Raw genomic sequence first — 24,931 nt, 5'->3', positions numbered from 1 at the left:
TTATCTTTTCGGAAGAGTTAAGTGACCAAACTCTAAATCACCCATGCGCACAGTTGGGGTTGTACCAGGGAATAACCAAAAACCATCTGACTCAGATGAGAGTGCCATATTGTAAAAACGTTCGTCCTTACGCCAACGACCTGCAACCTCTTTTTCTTGAATCATTGATAGATATTGATCATTACCACATTCGAGAGTATTACCGTTGATAATAACTTCAGCTCCAGTCGTTTTTGCAAAATTTGCTAGACCTGATATACGTGAGTAAAGAGGAGAGTAGGAATCCATACTTACACCATTTTCAGAAGTTACTAATAAACCTTGATCAGTATGTGCAACGATTGAGTGATTTCCTTCTGTATGACCTTTAGTCCGCATAATTGCGACAGAGCCATCCCCTAAAAAAACACTGTCATCTAAAAGTAAAACTCTATCTAAGGAAATTCCTTGAATATTCTCAGGGCAGTACCATTGATTTTGCCAAGGTAATAGCGCAAGTGTGCTTTCCCATTCTTCTCTCATCACTAATAATTTAGCATTTGGAAATAATGCTTTATGACCATTTCCGCCTAGCCAGCGTGAGACATTCTGTGTATGTAAATGATCATAGCTAATATAATCAATATCTTCAGGTTTTAATCCAATCTGTTGCAACACACCTAAAACAGTATTTGATTCTTTAATTACCACACGCTCCATAGGTTTTGAAAGAAGCCCAGCGCTTTGATCAAGTTGTGCAAAAAATGGAGTGTCGCGTTGATTTTCCCAGTCAGATGGGCTTACTAAAAGCGTTTTAATACCTTCGTCACTTGAGAATTGAATGACAAAAAGTTTATTACACAGATGTACAAATGGAGTAGGTAAATTGAATGCGTTCAAATAAGCATACTTTGAAGGATAAGGAACTCGAATTAGTTCAAATGTTTTATAAAATAACACCTTCGGATTAGATAGCATTGTTTTTCTGAAGTCTTTTGCCGCTTCACGAATATTATCAATACGTTCTAAAGGGCGTATCGCATCACGAGTACCATTGAAATGTGAAAATGGAGCAATAATGCTCATGCTAATATCCTTATTCGATCGTTTGTAATTCGGTTCAAAGATCAGTTTTAAAACTTGTCTTTGTTTGTTAATGGAAATATAATTTAGGAAAGATTTCTTGTCAAATTTAAAAATATCATCTGAATCAAAGGTTAAGCGTGTTTATGGTAAAAAAAATGCCGAGGAAAGGGTTTTAGAAAGACGAGAACGTTTGTTAGATGCTGCTTTAGAACTGTTTTCTAAGCAGGGTTATGCCAATACAACAATCGAAGCATTATGTGCAGAGTCCAAAGTAACAACGCGCCACTTTTATCAACTGTTTGATGGTCGAGAAGCTTTATTACTGGCTTTATACAATCAAATGATTGAAGAGTTAGAGTTGGGTTTGCTAACAGCGATGATGACCGAATATCAGACTTTGAATCAACGAATGGAGGGGTTAATTCAGGCTTTAGTACATCACTATTTAAAAGATACACGTCGTGCACAAATTGGTGTTATCGAAGTTGTTGGTGCTAGCGAGCTAATTGAAAGACGACGTCGAGAGGTCATCTATAAAATTGCTTCTCATGTAGAGACCTTTATGGATGCACTCGTTATACAAAAGCAGTTGCCCAAACGGAATTATCATTGGTTAGCAATAGCTATTGTCGGTGGTATTAATGAATTAATGGCAGATTGGTTAGTGAATAGAGCTTTAAGTTTAGAGCAATTAACGGAAGAAATGATTTTTGCTTTTAATACGCTTTTTCAGGGTATTGGAACTGATATGTCATTGTAGATAATTAAAATGGAGTTTTATGAATATACCTAAAAAAGTGTTCATTACTGGTGCTGGTGGATTTATTGGGCATTCTATTGCCAATAGATTCCGTGAGTTAGGGAGTGAGGTCATCGGTGTTGATTTAAATAGTAAGCCTGAATTAAATATTCATTCTGGCAATGTAGCTGACTCAGGTGAATGGCAAAAACTTGCTAAAGGCTGTGAGTTAGTGATTCATACAGCAGCTGTTGTGTCAAATACAGCAAGCCCAGAGTTATATCGCAAAGTCAGTGTTGGAAGTGTGCGCAAAGTTGTTGAAGCCGCTGTATTAGGAGATAGTACACGCCTAATTCATCTTTCATCTATTGCAGCTTATGGCTTAGATTTTAATAGCCAAAGATCTGAAACGGATGATATCTGTTTACTTACAGGGCATTCATATTGTGATGCCAAAGCTGCGAGTGAACATGCAGCACTTGCTGCACATAGTAGCGGCGAAATAGGGTGTAGTATTATTCGTCCAGGAGATGTATACGGACCAGGTTCTAGACCTTGGGTCACTATCCCGCTTTCACTTATTAAAAAAAATCAATTTATTTTACCTGCAAAAGGTCAGGGAATTTTTAGTCCTGTTTACATCGATAATTTATTGGATGGAATTTTAGGAGTAGCGATACAGTCTCAAACATCAGGACAGATTTATAATATCACTGACGGGGTAGATGTGAGCTGTTTGGATTTCTTTAGTCATCATTGGCGATGGGCAGGGAAAAAAGGAAGGCCAATTTTATTGGAAACGGGTTTAGCTAAAAGATTAACAAAAAGCAGTGAATGGCTATTATCAAATATACTGAAACAAAACACAGAAATTAGTAGCAGCTCTCTTGCAATGTTAACGAGAAACAGCGGCTATTCAATTGATAAAATTCGAACTCAGGTGGGTTATGAACCCAAAATTAATCTTGTTGAGGGAATGCTTTTAACTGAAAAATGGTTACGAGATACTAAATTTTTATAAATAAATTATTATTTATAATAATGATTTAATATGAGTTTTTAAATATAGTTTCAATAAGGGCTTTTAAATTAACTGAAGTATATGACCATAACACTTTAAGCAAAATGACACCTCAACCACGTTTCCCCAACGTGGTTTTTTATGCTCGAAATTTATTTATAAATTTATGGTTACTCATTGCTCTCTAATTGTTCATTTCATGCAGCTGAATTCTACCTTAAAGGTTTGGCAAAGTTATTCATATCTGATCATCAGAATGGATGCTATAAAGTATTAATGAATCTTTTATAATGCTTTGCTGCTATCTTAGGACATTCAAGCATTGGCATATGGCCAGTATTAGGTAATTTCACTGAATGGGCATGTGGAATAATCTCAACAAAATGCTCTAACATATCTACATCAAGTAATTTGTCTTCTTCACCCCAAATTACAAGTGTTGACATCTTAAAAGCATCTTTACTTTTCTCTGCGCAATTAAACTCAGTTATTTCCTGCATTACTTGTAAAGATAATTTAAACAAGCGCTCTCGTCGATCAGCTAACTGCTTAGCAAGCATTAATCTTACAGAATAGGGCATCCATTGCTGCTTTGATGCAGCTAATGATAATAAGTCATTAAATTCTGAAACTGAATTTACAATAAATGGATTTTTAGCTCCATGAAATGCTGCTTCCAATACACTGTGAGTTCTTGGTTTTAAACCCGCAGAATTTAAAAGTCCTAAGCTAGCTATTCGATGAGACCATTTGTGAGCCATGGAAATGCTTATAAAACCTCCCATTGAATTTCCAAGTACGTGAACTTGATTTATACCTAAATGATCCAATAACTCGATCATTCGTCGAGCTTGTCTCTCCACACTGTAATCAGCATTTGATAAATAGCCAGTCTGACCATGTGCAGGTAAATCAGGAATGATGACATGATAGTCCTTAGCAAGATAACGCGCGAATCGCACCCAATGTGATTTATCCGCACTTAATCCATGAATTAACAATATTGATCCCTTTGATTTCTTATTTTTTTTATTACTTAACCAATGTACTTGGAAGCCATCAATTTGATGATGGTGAAGTTTAAATCCATAAAACCTACTTTCATTGTATAAGGTTTGGCGATACAAAAGCTTACCCGCAAATATCTGTAAAGGTTCGAATCTACCTGTTGAACGCCAAGGAGTTGACACTCCCCATTGTTGATATAATTCTTTAACATCAATAGTGGGCTGATTCAAAACAGTTCCTAATTCATTTTTACTCATCGTTTTGTTGCCCCCAATTTATTTTGGCTAAATTAATTACTTCTCGTGTGTGTAGTTGAATAACCAAATTATGATTTGAACATGTAACATATAGGAAATATGGTTTTGAATTAATTCAACAAGATACTTGCTACAAAAAATCCTATCTCAAATTATTAAAGTGATTAAATAAAGGCAATGACAATTTGAATCACTAGAGTTGCTAATATGACCATTATTAAATTCATGTTTGGTCATGAGTAAAATCAAAATATCACGGCAAGTTATCAAACGCTGCTTTATTAGCTAGCGAGATTCAACATTATGTTGTTGCACTAACTTTCAGGAAACAATTTTCTCATCTAAGCAGATGGTTGGACAAAGCAAAACGTTAGGAGATTATCAGCAAGAAAATTACTATGACACCACTGATTTTTGGATTGATGGAAGACAGTTAGGAAGTCAATTTTTGAAAATAAATAAAGATATATTTCATAGTTTTCGATAACTAAATTTCAGAAAAAATGAGCTCAAAGCAAATACCATCTGGAGTATTGTAAGCCAAATAATCACCTTGATGAAGGGTCATAATTGAGGCAACGATGGATAAACCGAGACCTCCAGTTTGGCTGCTTTGATGGCGGCTAGAAGTACATTGATAAAAGCGTTCAAATAGAGAATCAAGATGCTCATTTGCAATACTCGTATCACTGGTGATCACATATAAGCTAGTTGTAAAGCTTGAATCATCTTGTTGGTTGTTTCGACTGCCAATATAAATCTGACGTTGTAAACCACCATGTGTCAGTGCATTTGAAATTAAATTATAAAGCGCTCGTTGTAGTAATTCAGGATCAGCCAATATCTGAGTTTGTTCTAACTGCAAAATAAACTGGCAACCTTGTTCTTCGGCTTGATGCTCAAAAATGTCACAAATCGTCTCAATCAAGTTGGGTAGATCGATCCATTGTTTATTTAACATCACCATCTGACGATCCGCACGTGCAAGAAACAGCATGCTATCAATCATTCGTTTCAGGCGTTGGTAATCTTCTAAATTTGAATACAGCAGTTCTTTATATTGTTCATCTGTACGCTCACCCATGAGCATGATTTCCGTTTGTCCAATCAGGTTGTTTAGAGGAGTCCTAAATTCATGTGCAATGTCTTCTGAGAATCGGTTGAGTTGCTGGTAACCGATTTCAATTCGGTTCAGCATGGTATTGATGTCTGCTGTCAGTTGTTCAATTTCAGATGGAGCTTGATCAAGCTGAATTCTTTGCTGCAATTGATGGACATTAATTGCCTGAGTTTGTTGTTGCAGTTTTCTTAAAGTACTGAGTCCAAAATGGCTAGCCAGAGCAGACAATATAAAAATCAATACAACCCCGATGCTTACTGAAACCATTAAACCGTTACGGAATGGTTCAAGAATATTGAGACGTTCAGACCATTGCTTGCCTGCGATGAGCAAATAAGGCTTTTGATGAATGTTGATCGTTTTCCATGACAAGCGTGCTGGGTGTTCGGTCTGAGCCAAATCAGTAAATTGGATGCTGCTTGAGGTTGCTAATTTAGGAAGGGGAATATTTAAAGGATTAATATCAATCAAGCGTTGATTATGATCCATTAAAATAAACAAGTTATCTTGGTTGCCTAACATATTTTGATAGAGCTTAGGACGAGCAATAATTTGATTTATATTTTCACTATCTTGTAGAAGTATTTCGAGTCGTTCAATTCGGTCCGTCAGAGCACGATCTTGTTGGATAATTAAAATTTGATTAATCCCAATATAACTAATCATTGCCACTACGCATAAAACGAGAGCGCTGCAAAAAGTCACTAGTAGGGTGAGTCTCAATTCTAATGAGCGAAAGATATGATTCATCATGCTTGAACCGATAGCTTATAACCTAAGCCCCGAATCGTATGAATTAACTTTAAATCATGCCCATCATCAATTTTGCTGCGTAAGCGACGTACAGCAACATCGATAAAGTTAGTATCTGTATCAAAGTTAATATTCCAAACTTCTGAAGCAATTTGGCGGCGCGTAATAATTTCATCTTGATGCAAAAGCATAAATCGAAGTAGGTTAAATTCCTTCTTACTGAGGTCGATTAATGCATTTTCTCGCCAAACTTTGTGTTGTGTTAAATCCATCTTTAATGATGCAATCGAGAGCTCATTTTCTTGATTATATTGTTGGCGCCTTAAAAGACTTTTGATGCGAGCAAGTAATTCAATATAGGAAAATGGTTTTGCTAAATAATCATCTGCACCTAGCTCTAAGCCTTTGACACGATCTAAAATCTGATCCTTTGCAGTTAGAAATATCACGGGTACCTTAGAAAATTGGCGAAGTATTTTCAATACATCCCAGCCATCAAGATCAGGCAACATGACATCTAAAATCACCAAAGAATAGGATTTCATTTTTAATCTTTCCAAACCTTCTAGTCCTGAATGGACGCACTCCGCTGTATAGCCTGACTCAATTAAGCCTTTTACTAAATAAGACGCGATCTTCGTTTCATCTTCGATAATCAGAATACACATTTTTGTTCAGACTCTTTGTGAACATGACAATTTTGTAATGTGATTGTCATGCTGTGGCGGAATGGATTTGTTTAAGATTTTCAAAGCATATCAGGCAGGAATCAATATGAGTAAGCTTAAAATTCTTGGTTTAACGTTACTGTTCAGTAGCACTGTTGCACACTCTGTGGAGCTGAAGCAAGTTTATTCATTGGATCTTCAAACAGCAAATAGTAATCCTGATGCAAAAAATTTGACTAATGTTTCTAAGCTGCTGTTATTGGGTGGTGGATTACCTATTCGATACCAAAATCAAGTGGTCGGAGCGATTGGCGTGGCTGGAGCAGGCGGTGCTAAAAACGATGATTACTGTGCTACATCAGCCATTCAAATATTGAAAAATCTGTGAGGAGTTTATGATGTTAAAGAAAATCTTACCTTATTCACTCATCTTATTCAGTTCAGCGGCATTTGCTGAACCGAACCCATTAAGTGTCCATGTTCTTAATTTGGAAAATGGTTTACCTTCAGCAAATGTTGAAGTTGTTCTTGAAAAAAGCTCTGGTGATCAGTGGATTAAATTGAATCAGAAATTTACAGGTGAAAATGGGCGGATTACTGCGCTATATCCTGAGAACAAAGCGTTGGAAAAAGGGATTTACAAAGTGACCTTTAAAACTGAGGCTTGGTTCAATCAACAAAAGCAACAGACCTTTTTTCCAGAAGTTCCTGTGATTTTTAAAGTGGATGGAACTGTTAAACATTATCACATTCCTTTGTTACTCAGTCCCTATGGTTATTCAACTTATCGCGGTAACTAGAAAATCAAACTGTTAAATAGATATTTTTTCTTATCACATACAGTAAATTAACTAGCGTTGAATTAAACATTTAATGCTAGTTGTACATTATCCATTCTTGATTTACATGCCTTGTAAGCGGTCATTGATTCTTCTGCAATTTTCATCAGATTAACGATGTCTAGTTCTTCCTGTGCTTCTATTAATTCAGAATTTTTTAAGTGATTCGTAGCCTTCTTTAAAATTTATCTCTTTTTGTTCAGGATTTATCACCTCATGTACATGAAGATAGCAATCTTGCATTTCAATTGAAATCGTTGAACCAGTCTGCTGTACGGATAGAAAATTCGAGCTATAAAATAGCTATTTCAAAATTTATTTGTAGCACAGATTACATATCTGTTGCTGAACAAACATTACATAAGCAACTTTTTAAAAGAAACAAGCAGTTAAAAATATATTTTTAGTTTAAGTTTTTGATATTTATTAAAATAAAATGTGGCATGTAAATTGAAATACCTTAAGCAATATTTAACTTTAAACCCGTCTTAATAAGTTCATGATGGGTGGGATGTATTGCGAAGTGTCAGAATATTCCAAAAATCTCGTTTCATTATTGGTGCACCATGCGAGCACACAACCTAATGCAATTGCTTTAAGACATAAAAAAATGGGTCTTTGGCAGAAATGGACATGGGAACAATTATTAGCATTAAGCGAGCACTATGCATCTGCGTTGCGAGAGTATAGTTTTCAAAAAGAACAGCTTTTTGTCATCATCAGTAATCCGAATGTTGATGTGATTGCAATTAGTTTGGCTGTACAAGCATTAGGTGGGCGAGTCCAATTGATTGATCAGTCTGATGACCTTCTTCAAACTGATCAGATATTAGAACATTTATCTATTTTAAAACCAGACTATCTTTTGATTGAGCAGTTAGTTTCATTAGATGCTCTTAATTATCATCCAACTTATATTTTTTACATTGAAGAAAATCATCTACATCATTTTGATCGTGAATATATCATCAGTCTTTCTACATTGTTTGAAAGTAATAAAACAAAATACCAAGTAAGCTTTAAAAGTTTAATTATTGATAATTTAGGTATTGCTTTCAGTTTTCATCAAATAGAACAGAATAAGCAACAAAGTATCCATTACAGTCATGAGAGCTTAATTAATGAAGCACATCAGTTAGTTGAGCAATATCAAATTGGAAAAGATGAGCAGGCATTTATTGCACGAGCTTTTTCTAGTGTTGGCCATATTCGTTATCTTTGGTCGGCTTGGTTGTTGGCGGGTTTTTGCCTAAATATTCCAGAAACATTGAACACTCGTGATCAGGATCGACAACTCATATCGCCGACTTTAGTGCTTGGTTCTCAAGCAACTTATGAACGAGTTCGCCAACGAATTCTACAACGTCTTCCACAATCCCAAACTTGGCTTTATCAAACTTATCAGCATGCTGTAGAGCAAAAACAAAAGCAGAAAAAAATGCACTTAGTGCATAGATTGATATTGGCTCTTTTTAACCAAGTCATTCTTGAAGAGCTAGGTTTCGCTCGTTTAAAGACAGCATTAGTTGTGGGTCATCATGTGTCTAAAGATACACAGTTGTTTTATGAATCCTTAGGGGTGCAATTGCATTATTGGGGGGAAAGTCCAGATTGGGGTAAAACCGAACTTTCAGCACATAGCAAATCGAATCATCTGCTTTCTTCTAGTACGTTATCGATTAGGAAATCTCTATGAGTACATCATCCGTATTATTAGAATTAAATGAAATTGAATTGGCATTTCATTCATCCCAGGTTCTAAAAAAGCTAAGTTTCTCTGTCCATGAGGGGGAAATATTATCTTTGATTGGACCCAATGGTGCAGGCAAAAGTTCAGTTATTAATGTTGTTAATGGAATTTATCGACCGCATGCGGGACAGATCATAATTTCAGGAAAAGTCTTAAAAACTTATAAAAGTAATGTTGCTCCACACTTGGGGATTGCTCGTACTTTTCAGAATTTAGCTTTATTTAAAAATATGTCTGTATTAGACAATATTCTGACAGGTCGAGCATTAAAAAGTCAGCACTCCTTACTTGGTGCGTTATTTTCGCTCAAGTCATATCAAAAAAATGAGGATATACAAAGATATAAAGTCGAAGAAATCTTGAAATTACTTCAACTCCAAGAATATCGAGATCATATCGTTAGTTCTTTGTCATATGGTTTACAGAAGCGAGTTGAACTCGCTCGTGCTTTGGCAAGTGAGCCTAAATTACTGTTATTGGACGAGCCGATGGCTGGTATGAATCATCAAGAAAAACAGGATATTGCGGGTTTTATAAAAAAGATAAATCAGCGTTTAGGCATCACGATTTTAATGATCGAGCATGACCTCGGCGTAGTTATGAATATTTCTGATCACATCGTGGTGTTGGATTACGGCAAGAAAATCGCAGACGGCACACCTAAGCAAATTCAGGAACATCCTGAGGTATTGAATGCATATCTTGGTTTGCAAAGTTTAGAGGCTGTTTAGATTCATGAGTCGATTCATATATAAATTCAAATATTAAAAGGTTGATTACAAATGTCTTTTTTTCTTGAAGTGTTATTGGGTGGCACATTGGCAGGAGTAATGTATTCCTTAGTTGCCATTGGGTTTGTTCTGATCTATAGGGCATCAGGAGTATTTAATTTTGCCCAAGGATCATTGGTTCTGTTTGCCGCATTGACCTTCGTAAATCTCACTGAGCGCGGTATTCCATTTGTAGTGGCATTCATAGTGACTTTGTTTGTGATTTTTATTTTGGTGCTATTGATTGATGCGTTGATTCTCAAACACTTGATTAATCGGTCGGTCATTACCCTATTTATGGCAACGCTTGGTTTGAGTTATGTCATAGAAGGTTTGTCTCAAACAGTATGGGGAACTCAGGTTCATGGGCTTGATCTTGGGATTTCAGACACACCGATTAGTCTGTTCGGGATTATGGTGAGTAAGTTTGACCTTTTTGCTACTGCAATTGCTGGTGGTTTAGTGATTATTCTGTCACTTTTATTTAGCAAAACTCGATTTGGTATCGCCCTACGTGCAGTTGCAGATGACCCGTTGGCAGCCCAATCGGTAGGAATCAAATTAAATAAAATTTGGATCTTGGTATGGTCTGTTGCTGGTCTTGTCGCTTTAGTGGCAGGTCTATTGTGGGGTGCTCGTTTAGGTGTGCAGTTCTCCCTATCGTTGGTTGTATTGAAAGCATTACCAGTACTGATCATCGGTGGTTTCACTTCTATTTCAGGTGCAATTATTGCTGGTCTGATCGTTGGTGCTACTGAGAAGTTAGCTGAAATTTATTTGGGCAGCATTATTGGTTCTGGAATAGAAAATTGGTTCCCATATGTATTGGCTATCTTGTTCCTGATGATTCGTCCAACGGGCTTATTTGGTCAGCAACAAGTGGTGAGGGTCTAGCATATGTTTATCTTTAGTCGTGCGGGCCAATATCCAGAAAAATATCGTGATGAACAGCGAATATTTAAATTACACGAACATCGCATATTATTTTTATTCGGATTGCTGATTGCTTTTATTTTTATACCACTCATTGGATCAGATTATCTTTTCAATGCGATTTTAATCCCTTATTTAGTTTTGGCACTCGCTGGGTTGGGACTCAATATTCTTACCGGTTATACAGGACAGTTGTCTTTAGGTTCAGCTGCTTTTATGGCTGTAGGTGCGTTTGCAACATATAACCTTGAGTTGAGGGTTCCATATCTACCATTGCTAGTGAGTATTTTTTTAGGTGGTTTGATTGCAGCATTATTCGGCATTTTGGTTGGTTTACCGAGTTTAAGAATTAAAGGGTTTTATCTGATTGTTTCGACTTTGGCGGCACAATTTTTTATTCCATGGTTGTTTACGCAGTACAGTTGGTTTACCAATCACAATGCTTCTGGCGTTATCACTGCACCGAAAATGGATATTTTAGGATATTCCATTAATACACCTGTAGGTCATTATTTGCTCACATTCACTATTGTTGTGCTTTTAACGATCCTCGCTCGCAATCTTGTAAATAGCCAATACGGTCGTAATTTTAGAGCAGTCCGTGATATGGAAACTGCGGCAGTAACACTTGGCATTCCTGTAGCACGAACCAAGTTACTGGCATTCGCCGTGAGCTCATTTTATCTAGGTATCGCTGGAGCGCTTTGGGCATTTGCGTATTTAGGGACGATTGAAGCAGATGGCTTGGATCTCAATCGATCATTTCAAATTCTATTCATCATCATCATCGGTGGACTTGGCAGTTTGGCTGGGAGTTTTTACGGTGCTGCATTTATTGTCTTATTGCCGATTGTGCTCAGTGTTTTGGGACAAGTGTTATTCGGGCAAGCGATAGATCAAGCACTTTTACAAAATCTGCAAAAAATTATTTTCGGGGCATTGATCATTTATTTTCTTATTAAAGAGCCAGAAGGGATCAGTCGCTTCTTACGCAATGTTTATCAGAGGCTGAGAACATGGCCTTTAAGGTATTGATCATTTTAAATTTATCACTTTTAGCGTTGTAAAAATTATTTAACAATTTGAATTAGAGGCTAATTTATGAAATTACTTAAATCCTTATGGTTTTGGCTTGTTGCTATTGCCATCATTTTAGCGTTGGTTGTTTGGGTCACCAAAAAAGAAAAATCAACAACTGAACCCACTGCGTCAGTCACACAAACTGATACTCAAGCAAAAGATCAGACAACTCAATTATCTGATCAAAATGCACAATATTTTCCATTGCAAAGTTATCGTGTTGGTCCTTATGCAGCGGGTGGAACAGGTTTCTTTGGCGGATTTATTGACTACTTAAAAGCAGTCAATGCTGAGGGCGGTGTCAATGGAGTGAAGTTGGTATGGTCAGAGTGTGAAACTGAGTATGTTGTCGAAAAGGGTGTCGAGTGCTATGAGCGTCTTAAGAAAGGATTAAATGGTGCTCCAGCTGCCGCGACAAATCCATTATCTGTTGGGATTGCTTATGCGACATTAGAGCGTTCTACCAAAGATAAATTACCTTTAATTACCATTAACCATGGTCGTACAGACTCTACAGATGGTCGTGTATTTCCATATGTGTTCCCGTTACAACTTAACCCATATAGTGAGGTTTCAGCTATTATCAACTACTTAGGACAGCAAAGTGGTGGCTTAGATCAATTAAAAGGGAAGAAAATTGTAGTGCTCTATCATGGCTCGCCATACGGAAAAGAAACGATTCCAGTGATTGAAATTCTTTCAAAAAAATATGGTTTTGAAGTCACTAATATTGAAGTACCTCATCCTGGAAATGAACAACAGTCGCAGTGGTTGAATATTCGTCGCATTCAGCCAGATTGGGTAATTCTAAGAGGATGGGGAGTAATGAATCCTGTAGCATTGAAAACTGCTCAGAAAGTCGGTTATCCAACCAATAAGATTATCGGAAATATTTGGTCAAATTCTGAAGAAGACGCTGCACCAGCAGACAATGCTGCAAATGGATTTATTTCTATTACCACACATCCATCAGGTACGAATTTTCCTGTTTTACAACAAATTAAAAAATTAGTTGTAGATAAAGGGCAATCAGATTTGGCTGATCCAAAGCGCTTTGGCACAGTCTATTATAATCTTGGTGTTGTCAATGGAATTTTGAATGTTGAAGCGGTTCGGGTGGCTCAAGAAAAATTTGGTAAACGACCATTAACAGGTGAGGAAGTCCGCTGGGGATTTGAACATATTAATTTGACAGATGAGCGTCTTAAACAATTAGGTGCTTTCGGTTTAGTTCAGCCTTTGAAACTGACATGCGAAGACCATGAAGGTGGTGGTGCTGTACGTTTCCAACAATGGGATGGTAAAGAATGGAAGGTGATCAGTGATTGGGTACAAGCCGACCGTGCCTTGTTACGTCCAATTATTGAGAAGTCAGCGGAGCAGTATGCCAAAGAACAAGGTATTACCGTTCGAAACTGTGCAACTGAACAATAATAGAGGATGAATTTATGTCCCAAGAACGCCAAAAAGCAGATGATTTTCAAGCTTTGCTAGATGTAAATGATATTGAAGTCATCTATAACCAAAGTATTCTCGCATTGAAACAGATAAGTTTAAGCGTTGGTAATGGAGAGATTGTTGCATTATTAGGTGCGAATGGTGCTGGTAAAAGCACTACATTAAAATCGATTTCTCAACTGATTGGTGCAGAAAATGGCAAAATTCTACGAGGCCAAATTGAATATTTAGGGGCGTCAGTTTTGGGACAGAATCCTAGCGAGTTGGTAGAAAAGGGGCTTGTTCAGGTATTAGAAGGAAGGCATTGCTTTACTCATTTAACTGTTGATGAAAATCTACGCACAGGCGGTTTTATTCATTCGCCATCTAGGGCAAATTTATCAGAGTTGCTTGATAAGATTTATCATTATTTTCCGCGACTTGCAGAGAAGAAGAAAACGTTGGCTGGTTATACTTCTGGTGGTGAACAACAAATGCTTGCAATTGGTCGAGCCCTGATGACACAGCCTCGCTTGGTGTTACTTGATGAACCTTCGATGGGGCTCGCGCCTAAAATTATTGATGAAATCTTTGAATTGATAAAGACTTTAAAAGATCAAGAGGGGATAAGTTTTTTGATAGCAGAACAGAATATTCGATTAGCGCTTGGATATACAGACTACGCTTATCTTATTGAAAATGGAGAGGTAAGAAGTTGTGGTGAAACTCAAAAACTCTACGAGTCTGGTGATATACAACGAGCATATTTAGCAAGTGCGGTTTAGCATTTTCTAAACCAGAAAACTAAAAATAAGCGCTATTTATTTAGCGCTTTTTTTATCTCTAAAATTTGATCGATTTTTTAATGTTTGTAGAACAACAGCACATCAACAAAAAATCTGTTCAAAAAGAATAATAAAAATCTTCATTTTTTTAAGATACTGATAATTAATGATTAATTTTTTGGCACGGTTTTGGCGTATATAAATGGCAATACCAATTTAATTTCCATATTTTTAGTGGAAAAGGATATTTATCATGTCAGCAGTAACAAGCATTCGTCCTTTAAAACTTGTCGCGGTTACAGGTGCTCCAAATAGCCCATCAAAAACTGAAACTTTGGTTAATGCTATCTTGGCTCAACTTCAGCAACATATTCAAGTAGACGTTCAATACATTCGTTTAAGTCAAATTGGACATTTACTTAATGGCGCTGCCCGTCGTGATCTTTTAGCTGAAGAAGTCCAATCTGCGCTTGATCTTATTGAAGCGGCAGATGCTTTGGTTGTTGCAAGTCCAGTATATCGTGCCTCATATACTGGTTTATTTAAGCATTTATTTGATTACATAGACCAATTTGCTTTAGTCGACAAACCAGTTTTACTTGCAGCAACAGGTGGAAGTGAACGCCATGCTTTGGTTTTAGAGCATCAGTTCCGCCCATTATTCAGTTTTTTTCAATCCCATACTTTACCAATTGGTGTATTTGCAACAGATAAGGATTTCGAAAATTATCAAGTTGTAAATCCTTTGCTATTAGAACGTATTGAACTCGCAGTTACGCGTGCAATTCCACAATTTTTATTTGCTAGTAAGCTCAAGGTCAATCCGACAATTCATGATGATTTCGAAATCAAGTTGCATCAAGTTCTTGCTACACAACCACATTCTGTATTTTTGCAGCATGTTCAGAATTTGAATTTTGCTTCATCAAATACGATAGCAACGAGCTTTGTAAATACTTAAAGACAAACACAATTAATTTCAAATTGCATAAAAGATACTATTAAGGAGTTCTATTCATGACCACTCAGCAAAATCATTCTTCAGATATTCATTTCGCTTACTGGGTACCTAATGTCAGCGGGGGATTAGTTGTAAGTAATATTGAACAGCGAACAGATTGGGGTATTGATTACAACCGACGTTTAGCAAAAGCCGCTGAAAAAAATGGCTTTGAATATGCCCTCACGCAGATTCGATTTACTGCTGGATATGGAGCAGATAATCAACACGAATCAGTTGCATTTAGTCACTCTATTCTTGAGTCAACCGAAAACTTAAAAGTGATCGCTGCTATTTTACCAGGTCCTTGGAAGCCAGCCGTAGTTGCAAAACAATTGGCAACAATTGATCAGTTAACCAATGGTCGTATAGCAATCAATATCGTCAGCGGCTGGTTTAGAGGGGAGTTTGATGCAATTGGCGAAGAATGGCCAGATCATGATGAGCGTTACGTACGATCAGAAGAATTTATTCGAACTTTAAAAGGAATTTGGACGCAGGATAATTATAGTTTTGATGGTAAGTATTATCAGTTTAAAGATTACACGTTAAAACCAAAACCACTACAACAGCCGCACCCTGAGATTTTTCAAGGGGGAAGTTCACGAGCAGCACGAGACATGGCATCACGAGTATCTGATTGGTATTTCACCAATGGTAATACAGTAGAGGGTATTAAGGCGCAAGTTGATGATATTCGTGAGAAAGCGAAAGCTAACAATCATCACGTCAAAATTGGTTTGAATGCATTCATTATCGCACGGGATACAGAAGAAGAAGCTCAAGCTGTATTACAAGAAATTATTGATAAGGCGAATCCTGAAGCTGTTAATGCATTTGGTGATGCAGCCAAAGAAGCAGGTGCTGCAAGCCCAGAGGGCGAAGGTAATTGGGCAAAATCAACATTTGAAGATTTGGTGCAGTATAACGATGGTTTCAAAACAAATTTAATAGGTACACCGCAGCAAGTTGCAGAGCGGATTGTGGCTTTAAAAGCAGCAGGTGTTGATCTTGTGCTTGCAGGATTTTTACATTTTATTGAAGAAGTTGAATACTTTGGCGAAAAAGTCTTGCCTTTAGTCCGAGAACTTGAAGCGAAGAATAACGAACAGCTCAAAGCAGCTGTATAAATACTCAAATAATTAAAGGCATTATCTTTTTGATTATGTCTTTAATCATTCATTTTACAATAAATAAGGATCAAAATATGACTCGTTTATATGATATTCCAAGTGTGGCGTATAGTGCTGAATATAACTTGATTGCTACTAAATACCGACCAATTTTTGAGAAGATTGCAACAGGAACTTTGCAACGCGAGCAAGAGCGTATTTTGCCATTTGAACAAATTCAATGGTTAAAAGATGCTGGCTTTGGTGCTTTAAGAGTACCAAAAGAGCATGGCGGTGATGGTGCATCATTACCTCAATTATTCCAATTACTTATAGAACTATCTAAAGCTGATTCTAACGTCACACAAGCACTTCGTGGTCATTTTGCATTTGTGGAGGATCGTTTAAACGCTCAACTTGAAAATGATCAGAGTCACTGGTTTAAACGCTTTGTAGCGGGAGAAATTGCAGGTAATGCTTGGACTGAAATTGGCACTGTTAAAATAGGGGATGTGATTACTAAACTTACGAAACAGAATGATCAGTGGATTGTGAATGGGCAAAAATATTACACAACAGGAAGTATTTTTGCTGAATGGCTCGATTTATTTGCTCAAAATGATGAGACTGGAGAGGTTGTTATTGCAGCGACTCGCACTCAACAAGAAGGTGTGACAATTAAAGATGATTGGGATGGCTTTGGTCAACGGACCACAGGCAGTGGTACCGCAGTTTTAGTTAATGCCGTAGTGGATGAAGTGATTGCATTTGATAGCAGATTTAAATATCAAACAGCTTTTTATCAATTATTTCATTTAGCAACTTTAACAGGAATAGCTCAGGCCGCTTTAGAGGAGTTTAAAACTCAAGTTCGTCAAAGAACACGCGTTTTTAGCCATGGTAACGGCGATCGTGTTGATCAAGATGTACAAGTATTACAGGTCATTGGTAAAGCTTCTGCTCAAACTTATGCCGCTGAAGCGATAACAATTCAAGCTGCTCAGGCTTCGCAACGTGCATTTCAAGCGCATTTCTCAAAAGATGCAGACTATGAGAATCAGGTGAATATATTGGCAGAGATCGAGTCCGCACAAGGGCAGGTAGTGATTGCAGATTTAGTATTAGATTTGACGAGTAAATTATTCAATGCATTAAGTGCTTCAGCTGCCAGTTCAAGCAAGTCTCTAGATCGTTTTTGGCGGAATGCTAGAACAGTTTCTTCTCATAATCCACTTATTTATAAAGAGAAGAGTATTGGTGACTGGGAAATTAATGGTACTGAACCGATTTATGCTTGGCAAATCGGGGGTGGCAGCAAAACCCAAAATTAAATTAGAAATTAGCCTCTTGTCTATTGTAGATCGAGAGGCTATTCCCCACGCTTTGTAACAATTAACTCACCGAGTTCAATTAATCTGGCTCGAATAATATTCCGGCTAAGTCCGAGCAGTTGAGCTGTCTTAACTTGATTCTGATGACAGTAGTGATATGCGATCCGTAAGAGTTGATCTTCAACATAACCATAAGCATTATTTTGCTGATGTTTAAAGATCGTATGGAAAATTTCTTTAAGTTTAGGATCAATTTCTGTTTCGACTTTTTTTTCTATTTTCTGTTGATTTTTTCGTATTTGTTCAGGAGAGCTAAGTAAACTTAGATCATTACTTTCAATAATACCATTTTGACAAATAAGTAGGGCATGGTGGATCATATTTTCGAGTTCACGAATGTTGCCTGGCCACCAATAACCATTCATTTTCTTTTGAGCATCGTTAGAAAATTTGGCTTTATCGTATCCTAATTGAGCATGGTATTTTTCAATAAAATGATAGGCCAAGGGCATGATATCGCCCTTTCTTTCACGAAGTGGTTTGATATTCAAAGTGACTACATTTAAACGATAGTAGAGATCTTCTCGGAACTGATCAGCGATGATTGCTTGTTCTAAATTTACGTTGGTTGCTGCCAAAACACGCACGTTAATTGGAATACTTTTACGCGATCCTAAGCGTACAACTTCTCGTTCTTGTAGCACTCGTAATAATTTGACTTGAATACGTTTTGATAAATCGCCTATTTCATCAAGTAACAGGGTGCCACCATTTGCTGCCTCAAACCAACCTGCACTACTAGACAAAGCACCTGTAAATGCACCTTTTTCATGACCAAATAACTCACTTTCAACAAGTGTTTCTGAAAAAGCCCCACAATTAACTGCAATAAAAGGCTTGTTACGACGATGGCTATGTTCATGGATTTGCCTCGCTATTAACTCTTTTCCTGTACCTGTCTCACCATGAATAAGTACACTGGCTTCGCTAGGAGCAATCTGCTTAATATATTCAAACAACTTTTTTGATTCAGGATCAGTAAAAACTTGAGCAGAGGCTTTATGTGAATGACTTCGTTCAGTGATGTCTGGTAGTGTAATAATATGGTCTCGCATTTAATCCAATTCTACTCCTATTTGTAAATGACTTAATTCATTGTGTCTTTTGTCTTTCACATTGTGAAATATAGAGAATGTATGAGCTTATGAATAAAAAGAAGCATTTGGGAATTTATCATTTAAAGCCCATTCTCCAAGTTCTTTAATTTTATATTCCACAGGATCATGTAAGGTCTGTGTTCTTACATTTCTCCAAAAACGATCTAAGCGTAATCCAGCATGTGTTGCCCGGGCACCTGTTACTTCGAAAATACGGCTTGTAATATCAAGACTTGCTCTTGTCGCAGCGACCTTTGCTGTTGCTACAGCTACAGCGACTTCACCACGTTGCTGTTCAGTTAGATTTTCCGCAATATCCCAAGCTGTTTGTAATGTAGCGATCGCATGCTGATTTAATAAACGAACACTTTCTAATTGAAGCCAAAACTCACCATAATGACGTAAGGTGTAAGGGTCCTCATTAGCTTGATCAACACCTGATAAAAACCAAGATCGAGCCTCATTTTTCGTATAGCGTTTAGCTTCGTTGAATGCACCTTCTGCAACGCCAAGAAACATATTAATGAATACCAATTGTGCGATGAGTGGTCTTAATGTAGAAAAAGGTGTACTTAAAGGTCCAGGATCAAGCAACATATCTTTTTCTTCGACACGAACACGTTCAAAAATCGAACTACCACTGTCAGTTTGTCTTTGTCCAATATTATCCCAGTCATGGTAAAGCGTTATACCAGATCGAGAGGTGGGCAGAGCTGCAATTAATAACTTTTGTGTATGATCATCTAAGCCAGAAGCGATTAACATTTCTGAGTCAATAGCTCCTGAACAGAAGCTTTTTTTGCCAGAAAACTCATACCAGCCCTCATGTTTTTTTACTACAGTTCTAGAATCTAACGGGTTTAATGCATTACCCCAAAACCATGATTTTTCTGCCGTCGCTGTATACCAATGTTTCCATTGAGATGTATTACCGAAAAGTCGCACGGTTGCTAATAAAAGATGATGAAACCCAAATACATGAGCGATCGAACTATCAACTTGTGCAAAAATTCTGACGACATCAAAAGTATCTTGCCAACGCCCTGAAAAACCTCCAAATTCTTCTGGAATAGATAACGAAAGCAAACCACTTTGACGTATCAGATCACGCTCATATTTAGGTGTTCCACCTATACGATCACGTTCAATCGCAGTTTGTTCAAATTGTTGTGCTAAAAACTCCGCAACAGGTAAAGCATCAGAAAGGCGATGGATACGATAATTCTGATTTAATACGTTCATTGTTTTTTTATCCTATTTTGCATCTGACTTTTAAAATCTAATAGCATGACTACGTTGTAATTAAAATTACCCATAGGTCTTTAAACCTGATGGGATAACTTTTCTAAGTTTACTTATTTGATTGAGTTGGAAGGACATCATTTGCAATCATTTCACCAAATGGCCCGGTCAGATTTGTTTGACCAAATTGTGCATATTTTGAATATGGTTCTGGTAGTAATGGAAAAACTAGCTCAGCAAATCGATATGCTTCTTCAAGATGTGGGTAGCCTGAGAAAATAAAGCTATCTATACCCAGATCAGCATATTCTTTAATACGCTCAACAATCGTTTGAGGATCGCCTACCAATGCAGTACCTGCACCCCCACGAACTAAACCGACTCCAGCCCAGAGATTAGGTGAAACTTCTAGTTGGTCACGTTTACCACCATGTAATGCAGCCATACGTTGCTGACCTACAGAATCAAATCGCGCAAATGATGCCTGAGCTTTGGCTATCGTTTCGTCGGAGATATGCTCAATAAGTTGATGAGCTGCAGCCCAAGCCTCTTCATTGGTACGCCTGACAATCACATGCAAACGAATACCAAATTTTACCTCACGTCCTTGCTCCGCTGCTTTCTTACGCATTTGAGCGATTTTTTCTGCAACTGCTGAAGGTGGTTCGCCCCAAGTCAGATAAACATCTACTTGTTTCGCTGCTAAATCTTGAGCGATGTCAGAAGATCCACCAAAATAAAGTGGAGGATATGGTTTTTGTATTGGTGGATATAGGATTTTTGCATTTTTTACATTTAGATGCCTACCACTAAAATCGACAGTTTCTCCTTGTAAAACTTTTCGCCAAATCTGTAGGAATTCATCAGCTGCTTCATAACGTTCAGTATGATCTAAAAATAGACCATCTCCTGAATTTTCATCAGGATCACCGCCAGAGACGACGTTGATTAACAATCTGCCATTCGATAATCGATCCAATGTCGCTGCTTGACGTGCTGAAACTGTAGGAGAAATGATTCCAGGTCGGATTGCCACTAAAAAACGTAATTTCTCTGTTAATGGAGTTAGTGCAGACGCGACCACCCATGAATCTTCGCAAGAACGACCAGTGGGAATTAAAACTCCGTAATAACCTAAGTAATCGGCAGCTTGAGCAATTTGTCTAAGGTATTGTAATGAAACAGGTCGGGCTTGTTCGCTCGTACCAAGAAAATGACCATCACCATGGGTTGGTAAAAACCAAAAAATATTCATATTGCACAAATCCTTAGTTACATATAACTTAAGATTTAGCAAAGACTATACCAATAATATATGCTATAAAATTCAATGTCTTATATTTTTGTATAAAAAGCTGTTGTGATAAATAAATTTAAATTGTTGATTCGTTGTTTATAGGGCAACACTAAATGCTAAGAATATTTGCTTATAAAAATTATCCAATAAGAGTTAATAATTAATGCTCATATTTATAGCTGTTTAAGTTATTGGTATTTTTTATCTCTAAAATTTAGATTATTAAGCACTACTTATCTCATTTTATGATTTAAGTTTAAAAATGACTTAACTAATTAATATTTTGAATTTTGGAGATCATTATGGAGATCGTTAAACATCCCGAATCTCGTCAACTGGTACGCACGGTTAAAGCCAGTGCATACGTATTTGAAGATCAAAATTCAAAACGACTGATGTCATATATTGAGCAAATCGCACCTAGCGAGGCAACAGTATTGATTATTGGTGAAACAGGAACTGGAAAAGAGCTTGTAGCACGTCAAATTCACGCACTTTCGTTAAGAAAGAATAAACCTTTTATTGCGGTCAATTGTGGAGCTTTATCGGATACTTTGGCTGAGACTGAGCTTTTTGGTCATGAAAAAGGTGCATTTACAGGTGCCATTAGCAACCAAATTGGTTGGTTCGAAGCTGCTGAGGGAGGGACTATTTTCTTAGATGAAATTGGTGATCTATCGCCAGCTATTCAGGTCAAATTACTTAGAATTTTACAAGAAAATGAAATTGTTAGGTTAGGATCAAGACAAACTAAAAAAATCAATGTACGAGTGATAGCAGCTACAAATATACGCCTTGAAGAAGCCGTATATGCTGGAAATTTCCGAGAGGATTTATATTTTAGACTGAAAGTAGCTTCACTAAATATTCTACCATTACGCTTACGAATAGATGATATTTTACCCTTAGCTCAGCATTTTATAGATGATTATTCGCATAGCTTAAAACGAGCCTCGCCGACTTTAAGTACACAAGCTAAACAATTGCTATGTGATTATCATTGGCCAGGAAATATTAGAGAGCTAGAAAATGCAGTACATCATGCATTACTTGTTTGTAAAGATGGCATAATCCAGAGCTATGATTTTCAGCTTTCTGGTTTTAAACATAAGTTCCTTTCAGGTGAGTATGATCCATCGGTAAATCAAGCTTCAGGTCAAACCCTCAAGCAAATTTTATTTAACTGGTTTGAACAAGGCTTAGAGGATTTAAATGAACAGCTTGAAGCAGAAATTACAGAAGCAGCATTTGAGTATTGTCATCAGAATCAATTGCATACAGCTAAATTATTAGGTGTTAGTCGAAATATTATTAGAGCACGATTAATTAAGCATGGTTTGCTAGAACCTAATACCCGAATTTCAGTTTCCTAATATAATTTTTGTTCTCCCAAGATTAATTAACTCTAATCTTGGGTTTTTTTTGCTTATTAATTAGATAAAGTTTGAATATATTTTCATAGATAAAATTAACTGTATATTATTCAACATTAGAAAGTCAGTTTTATATAAAAATTGTGCACAATAAGTATATATTTAAAATAAAAAAATAAATTAATCAATGTGTTGAGTGTTGGCATAACTTGTGCAATTTAACTGGTACATAATTTATATTTAGGTGTTTAAATGAATGTAAAAAAATCATTTTCATTAATTAGTACAATTTTATTTATTAGTGGTTTTTATCATCAAGCTTATGCTGAGGAAAACCGCTGGTTAGTGCGTGGTGCTGTGACTAATGTAAATCCAACATCATCTCCAGGAAGTATTTTTAATAATACGGCAAAAGTAAATATTGATAATGCTTTTGGCATAACAGGGACAATAAGTTATTTTTTCACTCCTAATATTGCCGCAGATTTACTAGTTGGACTCCCGCCTAAACACGACATTATTGTTGCAGGTAATAAAGCAGCAACAACAAAGCATTTACCACCTATTTTAAGTTTGCAATATCACTTTTCGCCTGATTCAAAAATTAGTCCATATGTTGGAGCAGGGGTGAATTACACCTATTTTTTGGATGAAAAATTAAAAGATGGAGGTAAGTTAAAACTGTCTAGCTCAGTTGGTCTTGCAGCACAAGTGGGAGTAGATGTTCGAGTAAATCCTCAATGGACTGTAGGTGCGGATATCCGTTATGCCGACATAGATACAGATGTCAAAATTAATAATGTCAACGTGGGAAATGTTGATGTCAATCCAACAATTTATAGCCTAAATGTTGGGTATAAATTTTAAATCAAAAGTTCATTTTCTAAATACTAATTTTATTTACATCGAAGGAAAAACAATATGGGTAATTTAAATATCGATCAATTTGTACAAACTCTCCCTTTACAAAAAGCATATCTTATCCAATCAGATGAAGAAGCTATTCAAATTGCTAAGCAATTAGCTGATAAATTTGCTAAAGAAGCTTCTTTACGAGATTCAAATCGCCGTTTGCCAGTGGATGAGCTGAATGAGTTTTCACAAAGTGGATTATGGGGAATTACAGTTCCTAAGCAGTATGGAGGTGCTGGAGTCTCTTGGCGTAAGGCATTAGAAGTAATCAAAATAATTTCTGCTGTTGATCCATCATTAGGTCAGTTACCGCAGAACCATTTGGTCATTCTTGAACATATTCGTTTAGATGGGACTGAAGATCAGAAAAAATTCTTTTTTGATCTTGTTTTAAAAGGTGTTCGTTTTGGCAATGCATTCTCAGAAATTGGCAATAAACATGTTGCTGATTTTAAAACGATTATAAAACCTTTAGAGAATGATCAAAATCAGTCGACTTTTGAAGTCAATGGTAAGAAGTTTTTTGCAACGGGTGCACTTTTGGCCCATTGGGTTCCGATTGTGACTGTAAATGAAGCTGGATTACCACATTTGGCTTTGGTACCAAAAGAAACAGCAGGACTTACAATTATTAATGACTGGTCTAGCTTCGGTCAGCGGACAACGGCAAGCGGAACGGTGGTAATTGATAAAGTACGAGTACCTGCTGAGCATATTATTCCAATTTTCCAAGCATTTGCTAATCCTACAGTGGCAGGGCCTGTTTCACAAATTATTCAAGCTGCTGTAGATGCGGGGATAGCGCGAGGTACTATTGAAGAAACGATTCGTTATGTTCGTCTACATGCACGCCCTTGGATTGATTCTAATCTAGAGAAGGCAACTGATGATCAATATACAATTGCGGCAATCGGAGACTTGAAAATTAAATTACGCGCAGCTGAAGCAGTTCTTGATTTAGCCGCAGATCAAATTGAACTTGCAACACAAGAGCCAAATGAGTTATCTGTTGCAGAAGCTTCGGTCTTAGTGGCAGAAGCTAAAGTTTTAACTACAGAAATTGCTATTTTAGCTGCAAATAAACTTTTTGAATTGGCTGGTACACGTGCAACGCTTGCAGAACATAATCTAGATCGACACTGGCGAAATGCTAGAACTCATACTTTGCATGATCCTGTGCGTTGGAAATATCATTTAGTAGGAAACTATTTTTTAAATGATGTAAAACCACCAAGACATCCTTGGGCCTAAGGATATAGATAATAAAAAAGTCCCATTATTC

At 36.9% G+C, this 24,931-nt stretch carries 23 protein-coding genes and 1 pseudogene; 16 read left to right on the top strand and 8 right to left on the bottom strand.

Features of this window, described 5'->3' with window-relative positions; all coding sequences use genetic code 11:
• Positions 1–1,065 carry an MBL fold metallo-hydrolase gene (locus IEV17_RS02160; RefSeq protein ID WP_004662858.1) on the bottom strand — a complete coding sequence of 355 codons (1,065 nt, stop codon included), beginning with the start codon at positions 1,063–1,065 and terminating at the stop codon, positions 1–3.
• 97 nt (positions 1,066–1,162) lie between these two features.
• Here IEV17_RS02160 and IEV17_RS02155 point away from each other — a divergent pair, with 97 nt between their 5' ends.
• Complete coding sequence (locus tag IEV17_RS02155; RefSeq protein WP_004662857.1) at positions 1,163–1,825, top strand: TetR/AcrR family transcriptional regulator; 663 nt, start codon at positions 1,163–1,165, stop codon at positions 1,823–1,825.
• A 19-nt stretch (positions 1,826–1,844) separates the two neighbouring features.
• Positions 1,845–2,825 carry an NAD-dependent epimerase/dehydratase family protein gene (locus IEV17_RS02150; RefSeq protein WP_004662855.1) on the top strand — a complete coding sequence of 327 codons (981 nt, stop codon included), beginning with the start codon at positions 1,845–1,847 and terminating at the stop codon, positions 2,823–2,825.
• Between the two features lie 263 nt (positions 2,826–3,088).
• Here the strand turns inward: IEV17_RS02150 and IEV17_RS02145 are convergent, their stop codons facing one another.
• The 3 genes from IEV17_RS02145 to IEV17_RS02135 form a co-directional block, all read right to left on the bottom strand.
• Entirely contained in the window at positions 3,089–4,090 is a 1,002-nt protein-coding gene (locus tag IEV17_RS02145) for an alpha/beta fold hydrolase (protein ID WP_004662852.1), read from the bottom strand.
• A gap of 487 nt (positions 4,091–4,577) precedes the next feature.
• A complete protein-coding gene (locus tag IEV17_RS02140; RefSeq protein ID WP_004662851.1) occupies positions 4,578–5,963 on the bottom strand; it encodes a heavy metal sensor histidine kinase in 1,386 nt (461 codons plus the stop codon).
• Positions 5,960–6,631, bottom strand: a complete 672-nt coding sequence (locus tag IEV17_RS02135; RefSeq protein ID WP_004662848.1) for a heavy metal response regulator transcription factor — start codon at positions 6,629–6,631, stop codon at positions 5,960–5,962. The genes IEV17_RS02140 and IEV17_RS02135 overlap by 4 nt, the downstream gene beginning before the upstream one ends.
• Positions 6,632–6,737: 106 nt before the next feature.
• On the opposite strand from IEV17_RS02135, the gene IEV17_RS02130 reads away from it, so the two are divergent.
• Positions 6,738–7,019 (top strand): heme-binding protein, encoded by a 282-nt coding sequence (locus tag IEV17_RS02130; RefSeq protein WP_004662847.1) that lies wholly within the window; start codon positions 6,738–6,740, stop codon positions 7,017–7,019.
• A gap of 10 nt (positions 7,020–7,029) precedes the next feature.
• On the top strand, positions 7,030–7,431 hold the full coding sequence (gene uraH, locus IEV17_RS02125) for a hydroxyisourate hydrolase (protein ID WP_004662846.1): 402 nt from the start codon (positions 7,030–7,032) through the stop codon (positions 7,429–7,431).
• 62 nt (positions 7,432–7,493) lie between these two features.
• Here uraH and xseB read toward each other — a convergent pair.
• A pseudogene (xseB, locus tag IEV17_RS02120) lies at positions 7,494–7,713 on the bottom strand (exodeoxyribonuclease VII small subunit).
• Between the two features lie 280 nt (positions 7,714–7,993).
• Here xseB and IEV17_RS02115 point away from each other — a divergent pair.
• From IEV17_RS02115 to IEV17_RS02075, 9 genes are all read left to right on the top strand, one after another.
• Complete coding sequence (locus IEV17_RS02115; protein ID WP_034601812.1) at positions 7,994–9,166, top strand: AMP-binding protein; 1,173 nt, start codon at positions 7,994–7,996, stop codon at positions 9,164–9,166.
• Positions 9,163–9,951, top strand: a complete 789-nt coding sequence (locus IEV17_RS02110) for an ABC transporter ATP-binding protein (protein ID WP_004662844.1) — start codon at positions 9,163–9,165, stop codon at positions 9,949–9,951. The genes IEV17_RS02115 and IEV17_RS02110 overlap by 4 nt, the downstream gene beginning before the upstream one ends.
• A 51-nt stretch (positions 9,952–10,002) precedes the next feature.
• Positions 10,003–10,884: a branched-chain amino acid ABC transporter permease gene (locus tag IEV17_RS02105; protein ID WP_004662843.1), complete on the top strand. Its 882-nt coding sequence runs from the start codon at positions 10,003–10,005 to the stop codon at positions 10,882–10,884.
• 3 nt (positions 10,885–10,887) lie between these two features.
• Positions 10,888–11,958, top strand: coding sequence for a branched-chain amino acid ABC transporter permease (locus tag IEV17_RS02100; protein WP_004662842.1), 1,071 nt, complete (start codon positions 10,888–10,890; stop codon positions 11,956–11,958).
• 66 nt (positions 11,959–12,024) lie between these two features.
• Complete coding sequence (locus tag IEV17_RS02095) at positions 12,025–13,437, top strand: ABC transporter substrate-binding protein (protein WP_004662841.1); 1,413 nt, start codon at positions 12,025–12,027, stop codon at positions 13,435–13,437.
• A 14-nt stretch (positions 13,438–13,451) separates the two neighbouring features.
• The gene (locus IEV17_RS02090; RefSeq protein WP_004662840.1) at positions 13,452–14,225 is read left to right on the top strand and encodes an ABC transporter ATP-binding protein; all 774 of its coding nucleotides are present in this window, start codon (positions 13,452–13,454) and stop codon (positions 14,223–14,225) included.
• A 253-nt stretch (positions 14,226–14,478) separates the two neighbouring features.
• Positions 14,479–15,186 carry an FMN reductase gene (gene msuE / locus IEV17_RS02085; protein ID WP_004662839.1) on the top strand — a complete coding sequence of 236 codons (708 nt, stop codon included), beginning with the start codon at positions 14,479–14,481 and terminating at the stop codon, positions 15,184–15,186.
• A gap of 56 nt (positions 15,187–15,242) precedes the next feature.
• Positions 15,243–16,355: a dimethylsulfone monooxygenase SfnG gene (sfnG, locus tag IEV17_RS02080; protein ID WP_004662837.1), complete on the top strand. Its 1,113-nt coding sequence runs from the start codon at positions 15,243–15,245 to the stop codon at positions 16,353–16,355.
• A gap of 77 nt (positions 16,356–16,432) precedes the next feature.
• Positions 16,433–17,668 carry an acyl-CoA dehydrogenase family protein gene (locus IEV17_RS02075; protein ID WP_004662836.1) on the top strand — a complete coding sequence of 412 codons (1,236 nt, stop codon included), beginning with the start codon at positions 16,433–16,435 and terminating at the stop codon, positions 17,666–17,668.
• 38 nt (positions 17,669–17,706) lie between these two features.
• Here the strand turns inward: IEV17_RS02075 and IEV17_RS02065 are convergent, their stop codons facing one another.
• The 3 genes from IEV17_RS02065 to ssuD form a co-directional block, all read right to left on the bottom strand.
• Positions 17,707–18,783: a sigma-54 interaction domain-containing protein gene (locus tag IEV17_RS02065; protein WP_004662833.1), complete on the bottom strand. Its 1,077-nt coding sequence runs from the start codon at positions 18,781–18,783 to the stop codon at positions 17,707–17,709.
• 87 nt (positions 18,784–18,870) lie between these two features.
• Entirely contained in the window at positions 18,871–20,067 is a 1,197-nt protein-coding gene (locus IEV17_RS02060; RefSeq protein ID WP_004662830.1) for an acyl-CoA dehydrogenase family protein, read from the bottom strand.
• Between the two features lie 109 nt (positions 20,068–20,176).
• Positions 20,177–21,322: an FMNH2-dependent alkanesulfonate monooxygenase gene (ssuD, locus tag IEV17_RS02055; protein WP_004662829.1), complete on the bottom strand. Its 1,146-nt coding sequence runs from the start codon at positions 21,320–21,322 to the stop codon at positions 20,177–20,179.
• A gap of 344 nt (positions 21,323–21,666) precedes the next feature.
• Here ssuD and IEV17_RS02050 point away from each other — a divergent pair, with 344 nt between their 5' ends.
• The 3 genes from IEV17_RS02050 (at position 21,667) to IEV17_RS02040 (ending at position 24,900) form a co-directional block, all read left to right on the top strand.
• The gene (locus IEV17_RS02050) at positions 21,667–22,737 is read left to right on the top strand and encodes a sigma-54 interaction domain-containing protein (protein ID WP_004662826.1); all 1,071 of its coding nucleotides are present in this window, start codon (positions 21,667–21,669) and stop codon (positions 22,735–22,737) included.
• A gap of 252 nt (positions 22,738–22,989) precedes the next feature.
• Positions 22,990–23,604: an OmpW/AlkL family protein gene (locus IEV17_RS02045; RefSeq protein WP_004662824.1), complete on the top strand. Its 615-nt coding sequence runs from the start codon at positions 22,990–22,992 to the stop codon at positions 23,602–23,604.
• A 54-nt stretch (positions 23,605–23,658) separates the two neighbouring features.
• Positions 23,659–24,900: an SfnB family sulfur acquisition oxidoreductase gene (locus IEV17_RS02040; RefSeq protein ID WP_004662821.1), complete on the top strand. Its 1,242-nt coding sequence runs from the start codon at positions 23,659–23,661 to the stop codon at positions 24,898–24,900.
• Positions 24,901–24,931: the final 31 nt, after the last annotated feature.

The organism is Acinetobacter modestus, assembly GCF_014636095.1.
Taxonomy (GTDB): domain Bacteria; phylum Pseudomonadota; class Gammaproteobacteria; order Pseudomonadales; family Moraxellaceae; genus Acinetobacter; species Acinetobacter modestus.
Note: the sequence above shows the minus strand (reverse complement) of the source record. Positions and strands in the feature narration are given on the sequence as shown.